This is a genomic window from Adhaeribacter rhizoryzae (genome assembly GCF_008629685.1).
GTDB classification, from domain to species: domain Bacteria; phylum Bacteroidota; class Bacteroidia; order Cytophagales; family Hymenobacteraceae; genus Adhaeribacter; species Adhaeribacter rhizoryzae.
Window position 1 is genome coordinate 76699 of record NZ_VWSF01000003.1, and the last position, 12667, is coordinate 89365.

Genomic DNA, 12667 nt, shown 5'->3' on the forward strand with positions numbered 1-12667 from the left:
GTTTTAGTAATTTTGCGCTTTGCTTAGAAAAAACGGACTGTGAAGAAGCTAAAGGAATTTGATATAAACTTAGTTGGCCTCAAAGACAAGAAACACGAGTACGACTTTGTGCTGGATAATGGTTTTTTCGAAATATTTGAGCAAAACCTGGTAAACGGGGGCCAATTAACCGCCCACGTAGAAATGGACAAATCGCCGTTGTTGCTAAATTTTGATATTAGCATTAAGGGAGTGGTTAATTTAACCTGCGACCGTAGCCTGGAAGAATTTGATTATCCGGTAGAAATACACCAGAACCTGCTGATAAAGTTTGGGGAGGAAGAAGTGGAACTGGATGAAAACGTTTTGCAGATTACCCATGGTGCCCAGAAATTTAATATAGCCCAGCACCTGTTCGATTTTATTGGGCTAGCTATTCCGATGAAGAAATTGCATCCGCGCTTTGTAGCAGACGAAGCCGAAGAAGGCGATATACTCATTTACTCTACGGCTAAAGAAACCGGTGAAACCGAAAATGAGGCTGGTGCACAAGAAGAAAACAATGATCCCCGGTGGGATATACTAAAGAACTTAAGTAAGAATTAAAATATAAAATCGATTATTAGTTTACAAAAATGGCACATCCTAAACGTAGAATTTCCAGCACCAGAAGAGATAAAAGAAGAACTCATTATAAACTGACGCCAAGTACGCATGCTGAATGCTCTAATTGCGGCTCGCCTGTTCTGTATCACCGTGTGTGTTCGGAGTGCGGTTATTACCGTGGCAAGCTGGCAATAGAGAAAGAAGTAGCGGCTTAAATATGAGAATTGCCCTGGACGCTATGGGCGGCGACTTTGCGCCTGAGGCTATCATTGATGGTGCTATTCTGGCTACTCAACGTTTAAAAGAGGATATTACAATTGTTCTGGTTGGGAAAAAAGACGTTATTCAGTCATATTTAAAGAAGAAAGATTTTAGTTCTTCTAGACTTGCTATTGTTCATGCCGATGAGGTAATTTCGATGGGCGAACACCCCACCAAAGCCTTAACGCAAAAACCAAACTCTAGCATTAGCGTTGGGTATTATTTACTAAAAACAAAAGAAGCTGATGCCTTTTGTAGCGCCGGTAATACCGGCGCTATGATGGTAGGTGCCATGTTTAGCGTAAAAGCAGTGGAAGGCGTAATGAGGCCCTGCATTGCGAACTTACTCCCTAAACTAAATGGCAGTACCGGTATTTTCCTGGATGTAGGTGCCAACGCCGATTGCAAGCCCGAAGTGCTGGAGCAATTTGGTGAAATTGGGTATACTTACGCCAAGTACGTATTGGGCATCAAAAACCCCAAAGTGGGCCTCATGAACTTGGGCGAAGAAGAAGGTAAAGGTACCGTTCTGACCCAGGCCGCTTTTCAATTGTTAAAAGGCAACAAGAATATTAATTTTATTGGCAACGTAGAAGGCCGCGATTTATTTAACGACAAAGCTGATGTGGTCGTTTGTGACGGCTTTACCGGCAATGTTATTTTAAAAATGGCCGAGTCTGTCTACGATATTATGGCCAGTAAGAATATGTCCGATCCTTTTTTCGACCGCTTTAATTACGAAGCAGTAGGTGGCAGCCCTATTTTGGGCGTGAATGGCAACGTGGTTATTGGCCACGGTGTTTCCAGTCCGTTGGCTATTGCCAATATGCTTAACCTGGCTTCCAGCCTGGTTCGGGCAAATATTTCAGAACATTTCAAAGAAATTTATAGCGCCTAAACCAACCGGTTTAGGCTTTTGCTTTTTATATGACCAAAATTACTGCTGCAATTACCGGGGTTAGCGGATACGTGCCGGACTATGTTCTGACGAACAAAGAACTGGAGACCATGGTAGAAACCAACGATGAATGGATCGTTTCCCGGACGGGCATCAGAGAAAGACGCATCTTAAAAGGAGAAGGCATTGGCACTTCTTTTATTGGCATTAAAGCCGTGCAGGACTTACTGGCAAAAACCAACACCCGCCCCGAAGAAGTAGATCTTTTAATTTGCGCCACCACTACCCCCGACATGGTTTTTCCGGCTACGGCCAATATTATTTCTGAAGCTGTGGGGGCTGTTAATGCTTTTGGCTACGATTTACAGGCGGCTTGCTCCGGCTTTATTTTTGCTTTAGCCACCGGGGCGCGTTTCATAGAATCGGGCCGTTACAAAAAAGTAATTATTGTGGGCGCCGATAAAATGTCGTCGATTATTAATTACAAAGACCGGACTACCTGCATTATTTTTGGTGATGGCGGCGGCGCGGTTATGCTGGAGCCTAACACCGAAGGTTTAGGTATTCTGGATGATATTTTAAAATCGGACGGATCGGGTGCAGCTTACCTGAATATGAAAGCCGGCGGCAGCCGTTACCCAGCCTCGGCCGAAACCGTAGCCCGCAACGAGCACTCGGTTTACCAGGAAGGCACCACCGTGTTTAAGTTTGCTGTAAAAGGCATGGCCGATGTGGCAGCCGAAGTAATGGAACGCAATAATTTAACCGGCGACGATATTGCCTGGCTGGTACCGCACCAAGCTAACAAACGTATTATTGATGCTACCGCTTCGCGCATGAGCGTGGGCAGCGATAAAGTAATGATGAATATTGATCGTTACGGCAATACTACCAGCGGTACCATTCCGCTCTGTTTGTGGGACTACGAATCGCAAATGAAAAAAGGCGATAATATTGTGCTGGCAGCTTTTGGCGGCGGATTTACCTGGGGCTCTATTTACCTGAAATGGGCCTACGATACCGTACAAAATTAATTACTGCCTAACCTGATTTAAATAAAAATTAAGTCAGGTTATTTGTTTTTATCTTTTATTCCCGAATTTTAAAACCCTGCTTTGGGTAAACTAAATAAAAAATTAATTACTGTACATCAGTAAAAATATAGCTTTAAAAAAATGGCAACCACTGCGGATTTTAAAAACGGACTTTGCCTGGAATACAACGGCGACTTATACGTAATCACCGAATTTCAGCACGTAAAACCAGGTAAAGGCCCGGCTTTTGTAAGAACCAAATTAAAAAATATTAAAACCGGCAAAGTACTCGATAATACTTTTAATGCCGGCGTAAAAGTTACCACGGCCCGGGTAGAACAGCGTCCGCACCAGTTTTTATATAAAGACGATTACGGCTATACCTTTATGGATAACAATACCTTTGAGCAGGTAGTGTTGGAAGAGAAAATGGTACCTTTTGCTGATTTACTAAAAGATGGTCAGGAAGTAACTATTTTATTCCACGCCGAAACCGAAACCCCGCTTACCTGCGAAATACCACCTTTCGTAGAATTACGGATTACCTATACCGAACCGGGCATTAAAGGCGATACCGCCACCAATGCTTCTAAAGCCGCCATCGTTGAAACCGGTGCCACCATTCAGGTACCTCTTTTTATCGAGCAGGATGAATTGATAAAAGTAGATACTCGTACCTATACTTACGCCGAACGTGTTAAATAGCTTATGAAACCGAAGGAACTACAAGAATTAATTGACTTTATTGCCAAATCAGGCCTGAATAAAGTTGATATTGAAACAGAAGATTTTAAACTATCTGTAAAACGGGATGCTGATACGCCTAAAATCCGTTACATATCGGAAGCACCTAGTGCCCCGGCACCCACGGCTTTGCCCCAGGCAGCTCCTGCGCTTAATATGCCAAGCGATCCGGCCAGCATTATTGCGCCACCGGCAGCTTCTAAACCCGCAACTAACAGCGACGAAAGCCACTACATTACCATAAAGGCACCTATGATTGGTACGCTATACCGGTCTTCAACGCCCGATTCTCCGGCGTTTGTAAACGTAGGCGACGAAATTAAAAAAGGTCAGGTAATTTGTATTATCGAAGCCATGAAGCTTTTCAACGAAATTGAAGCCGAAGTTTCGGGCAAAGTAGTAAAAGTATTGGTAGAGAATGCCTCGCCGGTAGAATATGACCAGCCTTTGTTCCTGGTTGATCCCAGCTAATTTGGAAAACTAAATACCGAAAAAAGAGAATGGAGATGTAAACACGTCTCCATTTTCCTTCTCTAAGCATTTAGATTTCCCGGTTATTAAATTTTAGAACTACACTATGTTTAAAAAAATATTAATTGCCAACCGGGGCGAAATTGCCCTACGAATTATTCGTACTTGTAAGGAAATGGGAATTAAAACGGTAGCCGTTTATTCTACCGCCGATAAAGAAAGCCTGCACGTACGCTTTGCCGATGAAGCTGTTTGTATTGGTCCGGCAGCCAGTTCGGCTTCTTACCTGAATATTCCGAGTATAATATCGGCGGCCGAAATTACCAATGCCGATGCCATTCATCCGGGCTATGGCTTTTTATCAGAAAATGCCGAGTTCTCGCGTATTTGCCAGGAAAACGGCATTAAATTTATTGGCGCGACCCCTGAAATGATTAACTCGATGGGCGATAAATCTTCGGCCAAAGCCACCATGAAAAAAGCCGGCGTACCTACTATTCCAGGTTCCGAAGGCTTATTAAAGTCGGTGGAAGAAGGTATTAAAATTGCCCACAAAATTAAATATCCGGTAATTATTAAAGCTACAGCCGGCGGCGGTGGCCGCGGTATGCGAATTATTAATTCCGACGACGAATTTGAGAAAGCCTGGCACAGCGCCCGCACCGAAGCAAAAGCTGCTTTCGGCGACGATGGCATGTACCTGGAAAAATTTGTAGAAGAACCGCGTCACATCGAAATTCAGTTAGTCGGCGACCAGTACGGCAAGGCTTGCCACTTATCGGAGCGGGATTGCAGTATTCAGCGGCGGCACCAGAAATTAATTGAAGAAACCCCCTCCCCTTTTATTGATGAAAAACTGCGCGATGCCATGGGCAAAGCGGCGGTAGCCGGCGCTAATGCTATTCAATACGAAGGCGTAGGTACTATTGAGTTTTTGGTTGATAAGAACAAAGACTTCTACTTTATGGAGATGAACACCCGGATTCAGGTGGAACACCCCATAACCGAAGAAGTTATTAATTACGATTTAATTAAAGAACAAATAAAAGTAGCGGCCGGCATTCCTATTTCGGGAAAAAATTATTACCCGCAAATGCATGCGATTGAGTGCCGTATTAATGCCGAAGATCCTGGCAACGGGTTCCGGCCGTCTCCGGGTAAAATAACTACCCTGCATATACCAGGTGGCCACGGCGTGCGGGTAGATACGCACGTTTATGCCGGCTATACCATTCCGCCCAACTACGATTCGATGATTGCTAAACTAATTGTTTGCGCCCAAAGCCGGGAAGAATCAATCGTAAAAATGAAGCGGGCTTTAAGCGAATTTGTGGTAGAAGGCGTAAAAACTACTATTCCGTTCCACCTGAAGATGATGGACGACGAAAATTTTAAATCCGGTAATTTTACCACCAAATACCTCGACACCTACGATTTCAGCGATTTGTAAGAACAACTTGCATAAAAATAAAAAGCCCTGGCATTTGCCGGGGCTTTTCTGTTAAATAGCTGCTTATAATAATTTACTGACAAGGATAAATATTCAGTAGCCCCCACTTACACTTTATACTTATAAGTTAATAGGTAGGTTTGTGCGTAAACGATTATTTTTTTATTGCTGCACGGCCTCTTCTTCCGCAATAATATTTTCCAGTTCCTGGTACCATTCGCTGCCGTATTTCCGGATAAGCGGCTCCTTTAAAAACTGATAAACGCGTACTCCTAAGTCAGCGCCAAAACTACAAGCCGGACTACAGATTTGCCACTTATCGTAATTTAACGCTTCAAAGCCGTCGTACTTAGTAATACGGATGGGATATAAATGGCAGGATATGGGTTTTTTCCAGTCTATTTTTCCATCGAGATAAGCCTGCTCAATACCGCACTTCAAAGTTAAATTTTCGTCGTAAATGGCGTAGGCGCATTCCCGGTCGTTGATAGTAGTAGTAGAAAAATCGTCTTCCCAATCCTTAATATACAAACCCTGTTCCTCAATGGCTTTTACGCCGGCATCTGAGAGGTAAGGCTTAATTTTATCGTAATTATCGGCTAATATTTGCAGCTCATCTTCTGCTAAAGGAGCGCCCAAATCGCCTTCTATACAACAAGCGCCTTTACATTTTTCGAGGTTACAGACAAAGAATTTATCTTTAATATCGTCGCTAATAACCGTATGCTGCAATACTATCATGCTAATTTATTTAAAAGAAAGACAAAAGTACGGCTAATTTGGTTCGGCACAAAAAAAGAGATTGTGTGGTTTAAATGTGCGCTTCTTGCCCTGGCAATAATTAAAGTTAAATATCGGTTTAGAAAAACGCCAGTATAACCAATTCTTACATTTTTCGATATAAAAATCCATGGTTAAATATGGCACAAGTACCTTGTTTGCACTTTAATAAGGCTGGAACTTACCTTGTAAATACCGCCTAATTTTATTATATTTCATTACCAGATTAACTATTTGCTTATGAAAAAGCTGCAAACCAACTGGCTAACCGATGGCCTGATTGATTTTGAATATAAAAAGTACCTGTTATTGGCTTACCTCGAAGGCGTAAAAGAAGAATTTGGGGCTAAACGCTTGTACCCGGTTTTTTCAGATTTGATTATGCATTACAATAATATAATGCAAGTAAAAGAACACAAAAAATTAGTGTACGAACAGTTTCCGCAACGTATTAGCCGGGCCGATTTTCATAAACTCGAAATAGTTTACCAGAAAATTGTAGAAGACGATGAAACCATGCGCGAAATTGAAGAAATTGTTCAGTTTGCCGCACCCAAGTTTAATCATGCCTTACAGAACGGCAAAGAAATATACGATTATATTGAAAGCAACCTGGAAATAAGTCCCGTTGGTATTACCCCGCTCTACCGCGATGCAGGCTATTTATTCTTGGATGAATTTACTGGTAAGGAAACTCGCGTATATGAATACCAGATGACCATTTTTGAAAATGCCTACGAAACTTATCGAGGAATTAATACCCATTATATTGAATCGGTTAGGCGGAGTTTGATTAATACCTACGAAAACCTGAAGGTAAACCTGGTAAAACAACGTAAAAAATTACCAAACCCAGCCACCTTTGTAATTGTTGCCAAAGTACCCTGCTCTTTCGATCAGTCGTTGCTTCCAATTGCCAAACGTACGCTGGTTAAATATGTGAGCAAACTATAAATTACCCGTAAAGGATTGAACTTGTGTTTTGTAGAATATTCTACTACATTTTTTAAACAAAAATTAATAAATAATTAACTATATAAATAAAAAGACGCGGACTTGTGTAAGCCCGCGTCTTTTTATTTAAATATATTAAGAATATTTAATCCGTCATATCTTCCAATTCTTTGGCCTCTTGTAAGTGCATGCGCAACACCGGCAAGGTTTTATCTACAAAAGCCTGCACCTGGGCATCGGCAATATCTTCATCAGCATCTTCGAATAAATCTATTGCTTCCTGGTGCGCATCTACCTGCATTTTGGCAAACTGCCGATCAAACTCTGTTCCGTTCTGGTTTTGTAAAGTAGTTACTTTCTGCTGTTTGTCGGCTGGTAGAGTTACCGGATTAGGTAAAGTAACGTTTTTCTGCGTTGCCAATGCTTTTAATTCGGTACTGGATTGGGTATGATCTGCCACCAGCATAGCGCCAAAAGTTTTCACATCAGTCATTACTCCTTTTTGAGCAGCTAAACCGCCGGTTGTAATTTCAAATATATCGCTGGCTGCTGCCTGCTGTATAAACTCTTGCACCGTTAATCTGGGATCGTTATTGTCATCATCGTCGTCGCAAGAAGTGGCAATTCCTAGTGTAGCCAGCATCAACATTAAAATTTTTCCTTTTACAAGTAACTTGTTCATAATTTACTAACCTTTAATTTGTTTAACTTTTAGCGTGTATACTAAAACATTCCTTAGCTTAAACGGCATTAAAAATTAGTAGTTTACCAATCTTCCCAGAATAAACACTTATTTAATTCAGTGTAAATACGTAATCAATAAATCAATATAATCCTATCTTAAAAGATATAAATTGTTCTCTATTAACGGAAATACCCTAAACAGTACGACTTATTTAAAATAATACAATTCTAAAAATAAGGCAGGCGCTTTTCCTTTTTAGCTTATATAATTCCTTAAATTGAGTATTACAAAGAATGCTCCAGCCTGAAAAGTAAAGAGTGGGCAACTGGCAGTTTTCCACTCTTTATCAATACTTTGCACATTTAAAATTTGCTATCAGGAGGTTGCGGAGGTGCCTGGGGTAGTTTACCAAATTTACTTTGTGCCACTGCCCTTCTTTCCTTATTTTTCAAGTCGTACTCTTCCCGCTCTCCAGACTTCAAAAACACAACCATTGTTTCATTACCCTGCCAACCTAACATAGCCACTTGCTGATTGCGTTTCATAAAGGATACGTGATCCGAATCCATTTTTCTAACGACAGGTGCAGGAGGCGGGGGCGGATTGTGAATGGGGAAATACCCGTATCGTTGATGAAACTGAGCTAACTCACCTGCATTTTTAAAATTATAGTTTTCTTTTTTCCCCGACTTTAACTCCACTACAGCCGAAACAATGGTATTATTTTTCAGGATAGGAGTGAAATTTTTAATGTTTGGATTTCTTTTAAAGAAAGCTTCTAAAGTAATAGGTTCATCCTTTTTTCCGTTCATTATATCTACGGTAGTTTCTGGTAACGGTGCGGGGGGAGCCGGTGGCGGAGGTGGTGCTTCCGGAACAGATCCAGCCTGTACTTCTGATTTATTTGCCTCGGTGTTGGGCAAATCTTTAAAAGCAGTTTCGGCTTTATCCTGGCAGGCCCATAATAAAAAGGCCAGCATTGGTATTACCAACAGAAATCTGCCTGATTCCCGTTGCTTACTCGGCATTCTGTTCATCATATTAATTCTGGTTTTAAGTGAAGAAATATTAAACTGATTGGCAATTGTAAAATCAGGTAGCCCAATTACCTTTAATAATAAGTACTGGTAATATTTTTTGTCTGAATGAGGCATCAGCAAAATTTCCCTATCGGCTATAAATTCCAGGTTTTGCCTTATTGCCCGCTTTAACAGCCAAACAAATGGATTGTACCAGTTAACCAGGGTTAATAATTCGAGCCAAAGTACATCCAGGGTATGTTTCTGGTTTATATGTACCTGCTCATGCCGGATAATTTCGTGCAGTTCTGCTGGCTGCAGCAGATTTTTATTCAGGAAAATGGCATTCCCAAACGAGAACGGGGCAATATCTTTATCTACCTGGTAAATATTTAACGCCCCATGTTGTAACCGGGTGGCAGACCGACGGAGGCGGAAGAAAGACACAAATTGGATGAGCAATTTGCCTCCCTGCACCAATAATCCCAGCCCAAAAAGAACAAGAATAAATTGGAAGATAGGATAGGCTGGTTCAGCAACCCTTTCGGTATGCAACATTGGCGTATATAAATTACCCATATTGGGTATCTCTTTTATTATTCTTAGGTTTTCAGCTTCCTGAATCATCAGAAAAGGACCTACATTAATTAGCGGCAACAAAAAACATAAGGCCGTTCCTAACAAGAAAAAAAAGCGATTCCAGTTGTAGAAAGTAAGGTTGCGTAAAGCCAGGTAGTAAAACAAGTATATTACACCCAGGCAAACCGAAAGCTTGATATTATATAGAAAGAAAGCCGCCATATCTTTATTTTTTATCTTTGCCTTCAATCAGATTAATAATCTCCTTCAATTCATCGGCCGAAAGCTTTTTCTGCTCCACAAAAAAGTTTACCAACTCTTTATAAGAGTTTGCGAAATAATTCCGGACTACCCCGCTCATAAATTTTTGCTTGTATTCTTCTTCCGAAACGGCAGGCTGGTACAGGTAAGCATTGCCTATTAAGCGACTGGTTAAGTAGCCTTTCTTTTCCAGGTTTTTAACTGTAGATGCCAGCGTGGTATAAGGAGGCTTGGGTTCCGGAATATTTTCCAGAAATAATTTCACGTGGCCTTCACCTGTTTTCCAGATGGCCTGCATGGCTTGTTCTTCCGGTGGCGTCAACTTTTCCATATTTTATCTTTATGACTTATATACTACCTTATACTACGAATCAATCGTATAGTTACGAATATTTCGTAGAATTACGAAATATTCGTTTGTTTTTTTTCTAAACTATCTAAATAGGTTATTGATAAACCCGCAAAACGATTCGGTGCTTTTAGGTGTTAGATATAGCAGGAGATGCGTATAAAAATACTTAACTTTGTTCTCTCTTTTTTTAAGAAAGCTTAGCAGCGATGGATTACCTTAAATTACTGAACGACTCTCAAAGACAGGCCGTAGAGCAAACCGATGGCCCAGTTATGATAATTGCGGGCGCCGGTTCCGGCAAAACCCGGGTACTTACCTACCGGATTGCCCACCTGATTAACAAAGGCGTAGATCCTTTTAATATATTATCGTTAACCTTTACGAATAAAGCGGCGAAAGAAATGCGCCAGCGGATAGAAAAGGTGGTGGGCGGCGAAGCCAAGAATATCTGGATGGGCACTTTCCACTCGGTATTTGCGCGCATTTTACGGGCCGAAGCGCCTAAAATTGGCTACCCCAGCAGCTTTACCATTTACGACACCGACGACTCCAAAACCCTGATCCGGAATATTGTAAAGGAAATGGATTTGGACGATAAATTATACAAACCCGGTATGGTACTGGGCCGGATTTCGGCGGCTAAAAATAAACTCATTTCGTGGCAGCAGTACAAGCAAGATCCTACCATTCAGGCCGACGACGAAGCAGCCTTGCGCCCGAAAATTGGTAAAATTTACGAAACGTACCAGAACCGCTGCTTTAAAGCTGGGGCCATGGATTTCGACGATTTGCTGTTTAACACCAATGTGCTTTTCCGCGACCACATAGATGCCCTGAATAAATACCAGCATATATTTAAATACGTGATGGTAGATGAGTACCAGGATACCAACTACTCGCAATATTTAATAACGCGTAAGCTGGCGGCCAAAGACCGTAATATTTGCGTGGTCGGCGACGATGCCCAGAGTATTTATGCTTTCCGGGGGGCCGATATTCAGAATATTTTAAATTTTGAACGCGATTACCCGGAGTTGCAGGTTTTTAAACTGGAACAAAATTACCGCTCCACTAAAAATATTGTGCATGCGGCCAATTCGGTTATTAAAAACAACAAAGCCCAGCTTCGCAAAGACGTTTACACCGACAACGAAGAAGGTCCGCTGATTGAAGTAATTAAGGCCAACTCCGACAACGAAGAAGGCAAGCTGGTGGCCAATTCCATTTTTGAAGAAAAGATGAACAACCATCTTTCTTACGAAGATTTTGCCATTCTGTACCGCACCAATGCGCAAAGCCGGGCCATGGAAGAAGCCTTGCGGCGCATGAATATTAAGTACCGAATTGTGGGGGGCTTATCGTTCTACCAGCGCAAAGAAATTAAAGATTTAATTTCGTACCTGCGTTTAACGGTTAACCACAACGACGAACAAGCTTTGCGGCGGGTAATAAATTATCCTAAACGCGGTATTGGCGATACAACCATCGAGAAAATTATTGTTTCGGCCGACGAATCGAACCATACCATTTGGGAAGTGGTAAGCAATGCCAAGAGCTTTTTAACCGGGCGGGTTGCCGCTCCTATTGAGGATTTTGCCACCAAGATTAAAAGCTTTACTGTTATTGCCGAAACCAACGATGCCTTTGAAGCCGCCAAGCATATTGCCAAACAGTCGGGCATTATCGAAGATTTGTACGCCGATAAATCTATTGAAGGCGTAGCACGTTACGAGAATATTCAGGAATTACTCAACGGTATAAAAGAATACGTTGACGACCCCGAGAAAGAAGATAAAAGCTTAGGCGCCTTTTTACAGGATATTGCCCTGGTTACGGATGCCGACACCAAGAAAGATGATAATGGCGAGTTTGTTACGCTCATGACCATTCACTCGGCCAAAGGTTTAGAGTTCCGAAACGTGTTTATCGTGGGCATGGAAGAAAATTTATTCCCCAGCCAGATGATGCTCACTTCCCGCGCCGATTTAGAAGAAGAACGCCGCTTGTTTTACGTGGCTATAACCCGGGCCGAAAAGAAATTAACCCTCTCCTACGCTACCAGCCGTTACCAATGGGGAAACCTGAGAGCCTGCGAAAAAAGCCGGTTTATTGATGAAATTGAACCTACTTTCCTTAACTTTCAATACGGCGAGGCAGCAAGCGCTTTTGATAAGGTATTAAAGAAAAAGAGCAACCTGGTTGCGCCCGCTCCTAAAAAAGTAAGTGCCAGCAATTATATACCGCCCACCGACTTTGTACCCAGCGATACATCCAACCTACAGGCCGGTATGCGCGTAGAGCATCCCAAGTTTGGGTTTGGTGTAGTGGCTAAAATGGATACCCAGGGCAACAGTACCAAAGCCATCATCGATTTTGAAGAAGCCGGCGAAAAAACCCTGCTCCTCAGTTTTGCCAAACTCCGGATACACAGTTAGTAGCAAGTATTTGGTAGCAGGTAGCAGGATTTTCAGCTTACTTAACTATAATATAAAATTAGTTAACCCTGGCCTATAATAATCTGCCAGAAAATGCTTTTTATCAGATACCTGCTACCAACTACCTGATACCAAAATTTTTCTTACCTTTGATCGTTA

Annotated in this window: 13 protein-coding genes; 9 read left to right on the plus strand and 4 right to left on the minus strand. The window is 41.9% G+C overall.

Going from position 1 to position 12667, the window contains the following annotated elements; genetic code table 11:
- The first annotated feature begins 39 nt into the window (after nt 1–39).
- From F0145_RS05360 to accC, 7 genes are all read left to right on the plus strand, one after another.
- Nucleotides 40–585 carry a YceD family protein gene (locus F0145_RS05360; protein ID WP_150087290.1) on the plus strand — a complete coding sequence of 182 codons (546 nt, stop codon included), beginning with the start codon at nt 40–42 and terminating at the stop codon, nt 583–585.
- 29 nt (nt 586–614) lie between these two features.
- Nucleotides 615–800 (plus strand): 50S ribosomal protein L32, encoded by a 186-nt coding sequence (gene rpmF, locus F0145_RS05365; RefSeq protein WP_146897292.1) that lies wholly within the window; start codon nt 615–617, stop codon nt 798–800.
- Nucleotides 801–802: 2 nt separating this feature from the next.
- On the plus strand, nt 803–1744 hold the full coding sequence (plsX, locus tag F0145_RS05370; protein WP_150087291.1) for a phosphate acyltransferase PlsX: 942 nt from the start codon (nt 803–805) through the stop codon (nt 1742–1744).
- 29 nt (nt 1745–1773) lie between these two features.
- Nucleotides 1774–2778 carry a beta-ketoacyl-ACP synthase III gene (locus tag F0145_RS05375; RefSeq protein ID WP_150087292.1) on the plus strand — a complete coding sequence of 335 codons (1005 nt, stop codon included), beginning with the start codon at nt 1774–1776 and terminating at the stop codon, nt 2776–2778.
- A 141-nt stretch (nt 2779–2919) separates the two neighbouring features.
- On the plus strand, nt 2920–3483 hold the full coding sequence (gene efp / locus F0145_RS05380) for an elongation factor P (RefSeq protein ID WP_146897304.1): 564 nt from the start codon (nt 2920–2922) through the stop codon (nt 3481–3483).
- Between the two features lie 3 nt (nt 3484–3486).
- Nucleotides 3487–3993: an acetyl-CoA carboxylase biotin carboxyl carrier protein gene (accB, locus tag F0145_RS05385; protein WP_150087293.1), complete on the plus strand. Its 507-nt coding sequence runs from the start codon at nt 3487–3489 to the stop codon at nt 3991–3993.
- A gap of 106 nt (nt 3994–4099) precedes the next feature.
- The gene (gene accC, locus F0145_RS05390; RefSeq protein ID WP_150087294.1) at nt 4100–5443 is read left to right on the plus strand and encodes an acetyl-CoA carboxylase biotin carboxylase subunit; all 1344 of its coding nucleotides are present in this window, start codon (nt 4100–4102) and stop codon (nt 5441–5443) included.
- A 162-nt stretch (nt 5444–5605) separates the two neighbouring features.
- Here the strand turns inward: accC and F0145_RS05395 are convergent, their stop codons facing one another.
- The gene (locus F0145_RS05395; protein WP_150087295.1) at nt 5606–6184 is read right to left on the minus strand and encodes a DUF3109 family protein; all 579 of its coding nucleotides are present in this window, start codon (nt 6182–6184) and stop codon (nt 5606–5608) included.
- Nucleotides 6185–6463: 279 nt separating this feature from the next.
- Here F0145_RS05395 and F0145_RS05400 point away from each other — a divergent pair, with 279 nt between their 5' ends.
- Complete coding sequence (locus F0145_RS05400; RefSeq protein ID WP_150087296.1) at nt 6464–7177, plus strand: hypothetical protein; 714 nt, start codon at nt 6464–6466, stop codon at nt 7175–7177.
- Between the two features lie 145 nt (nt 7178–7322).
- Here F0145_RS05400 and F0145_RS05405 read toward each other — a convergent pair whose 3' ends face one another.
- From F0145_RS05405 to F0145_RS05415, 3 genes are all read right to left on the minus strand, one after another.
- Complete coding sequence (locus F0145_RS05405) at nt 7323–7859, minus strand: DUF4142 domain-containing protein (protein WP_150087297.1); 537 nt, start codon at nt 7857–7859, stop codon at nt 7323–7325.
- 365 nt (nt 7860–8224) lie between these two features.
- The gene (locus tag F0145_RS05410; RefSeq protein ID WP_150087298.1) at nt 8225–9682 is read right to left on the minus strand and encodes a M56 family metallopeptidase; all 1458 of its coding nucleotides are present in this window, start codon (nt 9680–9682) and stop codon (nt 8225–8227) included.
- Between the two features lie 4 nt (nt 9683–9686).
- Complete coding sequence (locus F0145_RS05415) at nt 9687–10052, minus strand: BlaI/MecI/CopY family transcriptional regulator (protein ID WP_150087299.1); 366 nt, start codon at nt 10050–10052, stop codon at nt 9687–9689.
- Nucleotides 10053–10279: 227 nt separating this feature from the next.
- On the opposite strand from F0145_RS05415, the gene F0145_RS05420 reads away from it, so the two are divergent.
- Nucleotides 10280–12508: an ATP-dependent helicase gene (locus tag F0145_RS05420; RefSeq protein ID WP_150087300.1), complete on the plus strand. Its 2229-nt coding sequence runs from the start codon at nt 10280–10282 to the stop codon at nt 12506–12508.
- Nucleotides 12509–12667 lie beyond the last annotated feature (159 nt).

Excerpts from the sequence above, each read along its gene's own strand:
- rpmF (WP_146897292.1), top strand. The coding sequence starts at position 615 with ATGGCACATCCTAAACGTAGAATTTCCAGCACCAGAAGAGATAAAAGA.
- plsX (WP_150087291.1), top strand. The coding sequence starts at position 803 with ATGAGAATTGCCCTGGACGCTATGGGCGGCGACTTTGCGCCTGAGGCT.
- F0145_RS05375 (WP_150087292.1), top strand. The coding sequence starts at position 1,774 with ATGACCAAAATTACTGCTGCAATTACCGGGGTTAGCGGATACGTGCCG.
- efp (WP_146897304.1), top strand. The coding sequence starts at position 2,920 with ATGGCAACCACTGCGGATTTTAAAAACGGACTTTGCCTGGAATACAAC.
- accB (WP_150087293.1), top strand. The coding sequence starts at position 3,487 with ATGAAACCGAAGGAACTACAAGAATTAATTGACTTTATTGCCAAATCA.
- accC (WP_150087294.1), top strand. The coding sequence starts at position 4,100 with ATGTTTAAAAAAATATTAATTGCCAACCGGGGCGAAATTGCCCTACGA.
- F0145_RS05395 (WP_150087295.1), bottom strand. The coding sequence starts at position 6,184 with ATGATAGTATTGCAGCATACGGTTATTAGCGACGATATTAAAGATAAA.
- F0145_RS05400 (WP_150087296.1), top strand. The coding sequence starts at position 6,464 with ATGAAAAAGCTGCAAACCAACTGGCTAACCGATGGCCTGATTGATTTT.
- F0145_RS05405 (WP_150087297.1), bottom strand. The coding sequence starts at position 7,859 with ATGAACAAGTTACTTGTAAAAGGAAAAATTTTAATGTTGATGCTGGCT.
- F0145_RS05410 (WP_150087298.1), bottom strand. The coding sequence starts at position 9,682 with ATGGCGGCTTTCTTTCTATATAATATCAAGCTTTCGGTTTGCCTGGGT.
- F0145_RS05415 (WP_150087299.1), bottom strand. The coding sequence starts at position 10,052 with ATGGAAAAGTTGACGCCACCGGAAGAACAAGCCATGCAGGCCATCTGG.
- F0145_RS05420 (WP_150087300.1), top strand. The coding sequence starts at position 10,280 with ATGGATTACCTTAAATTACTGAACGACTCTCAAAGACAGGCCGTAGAG.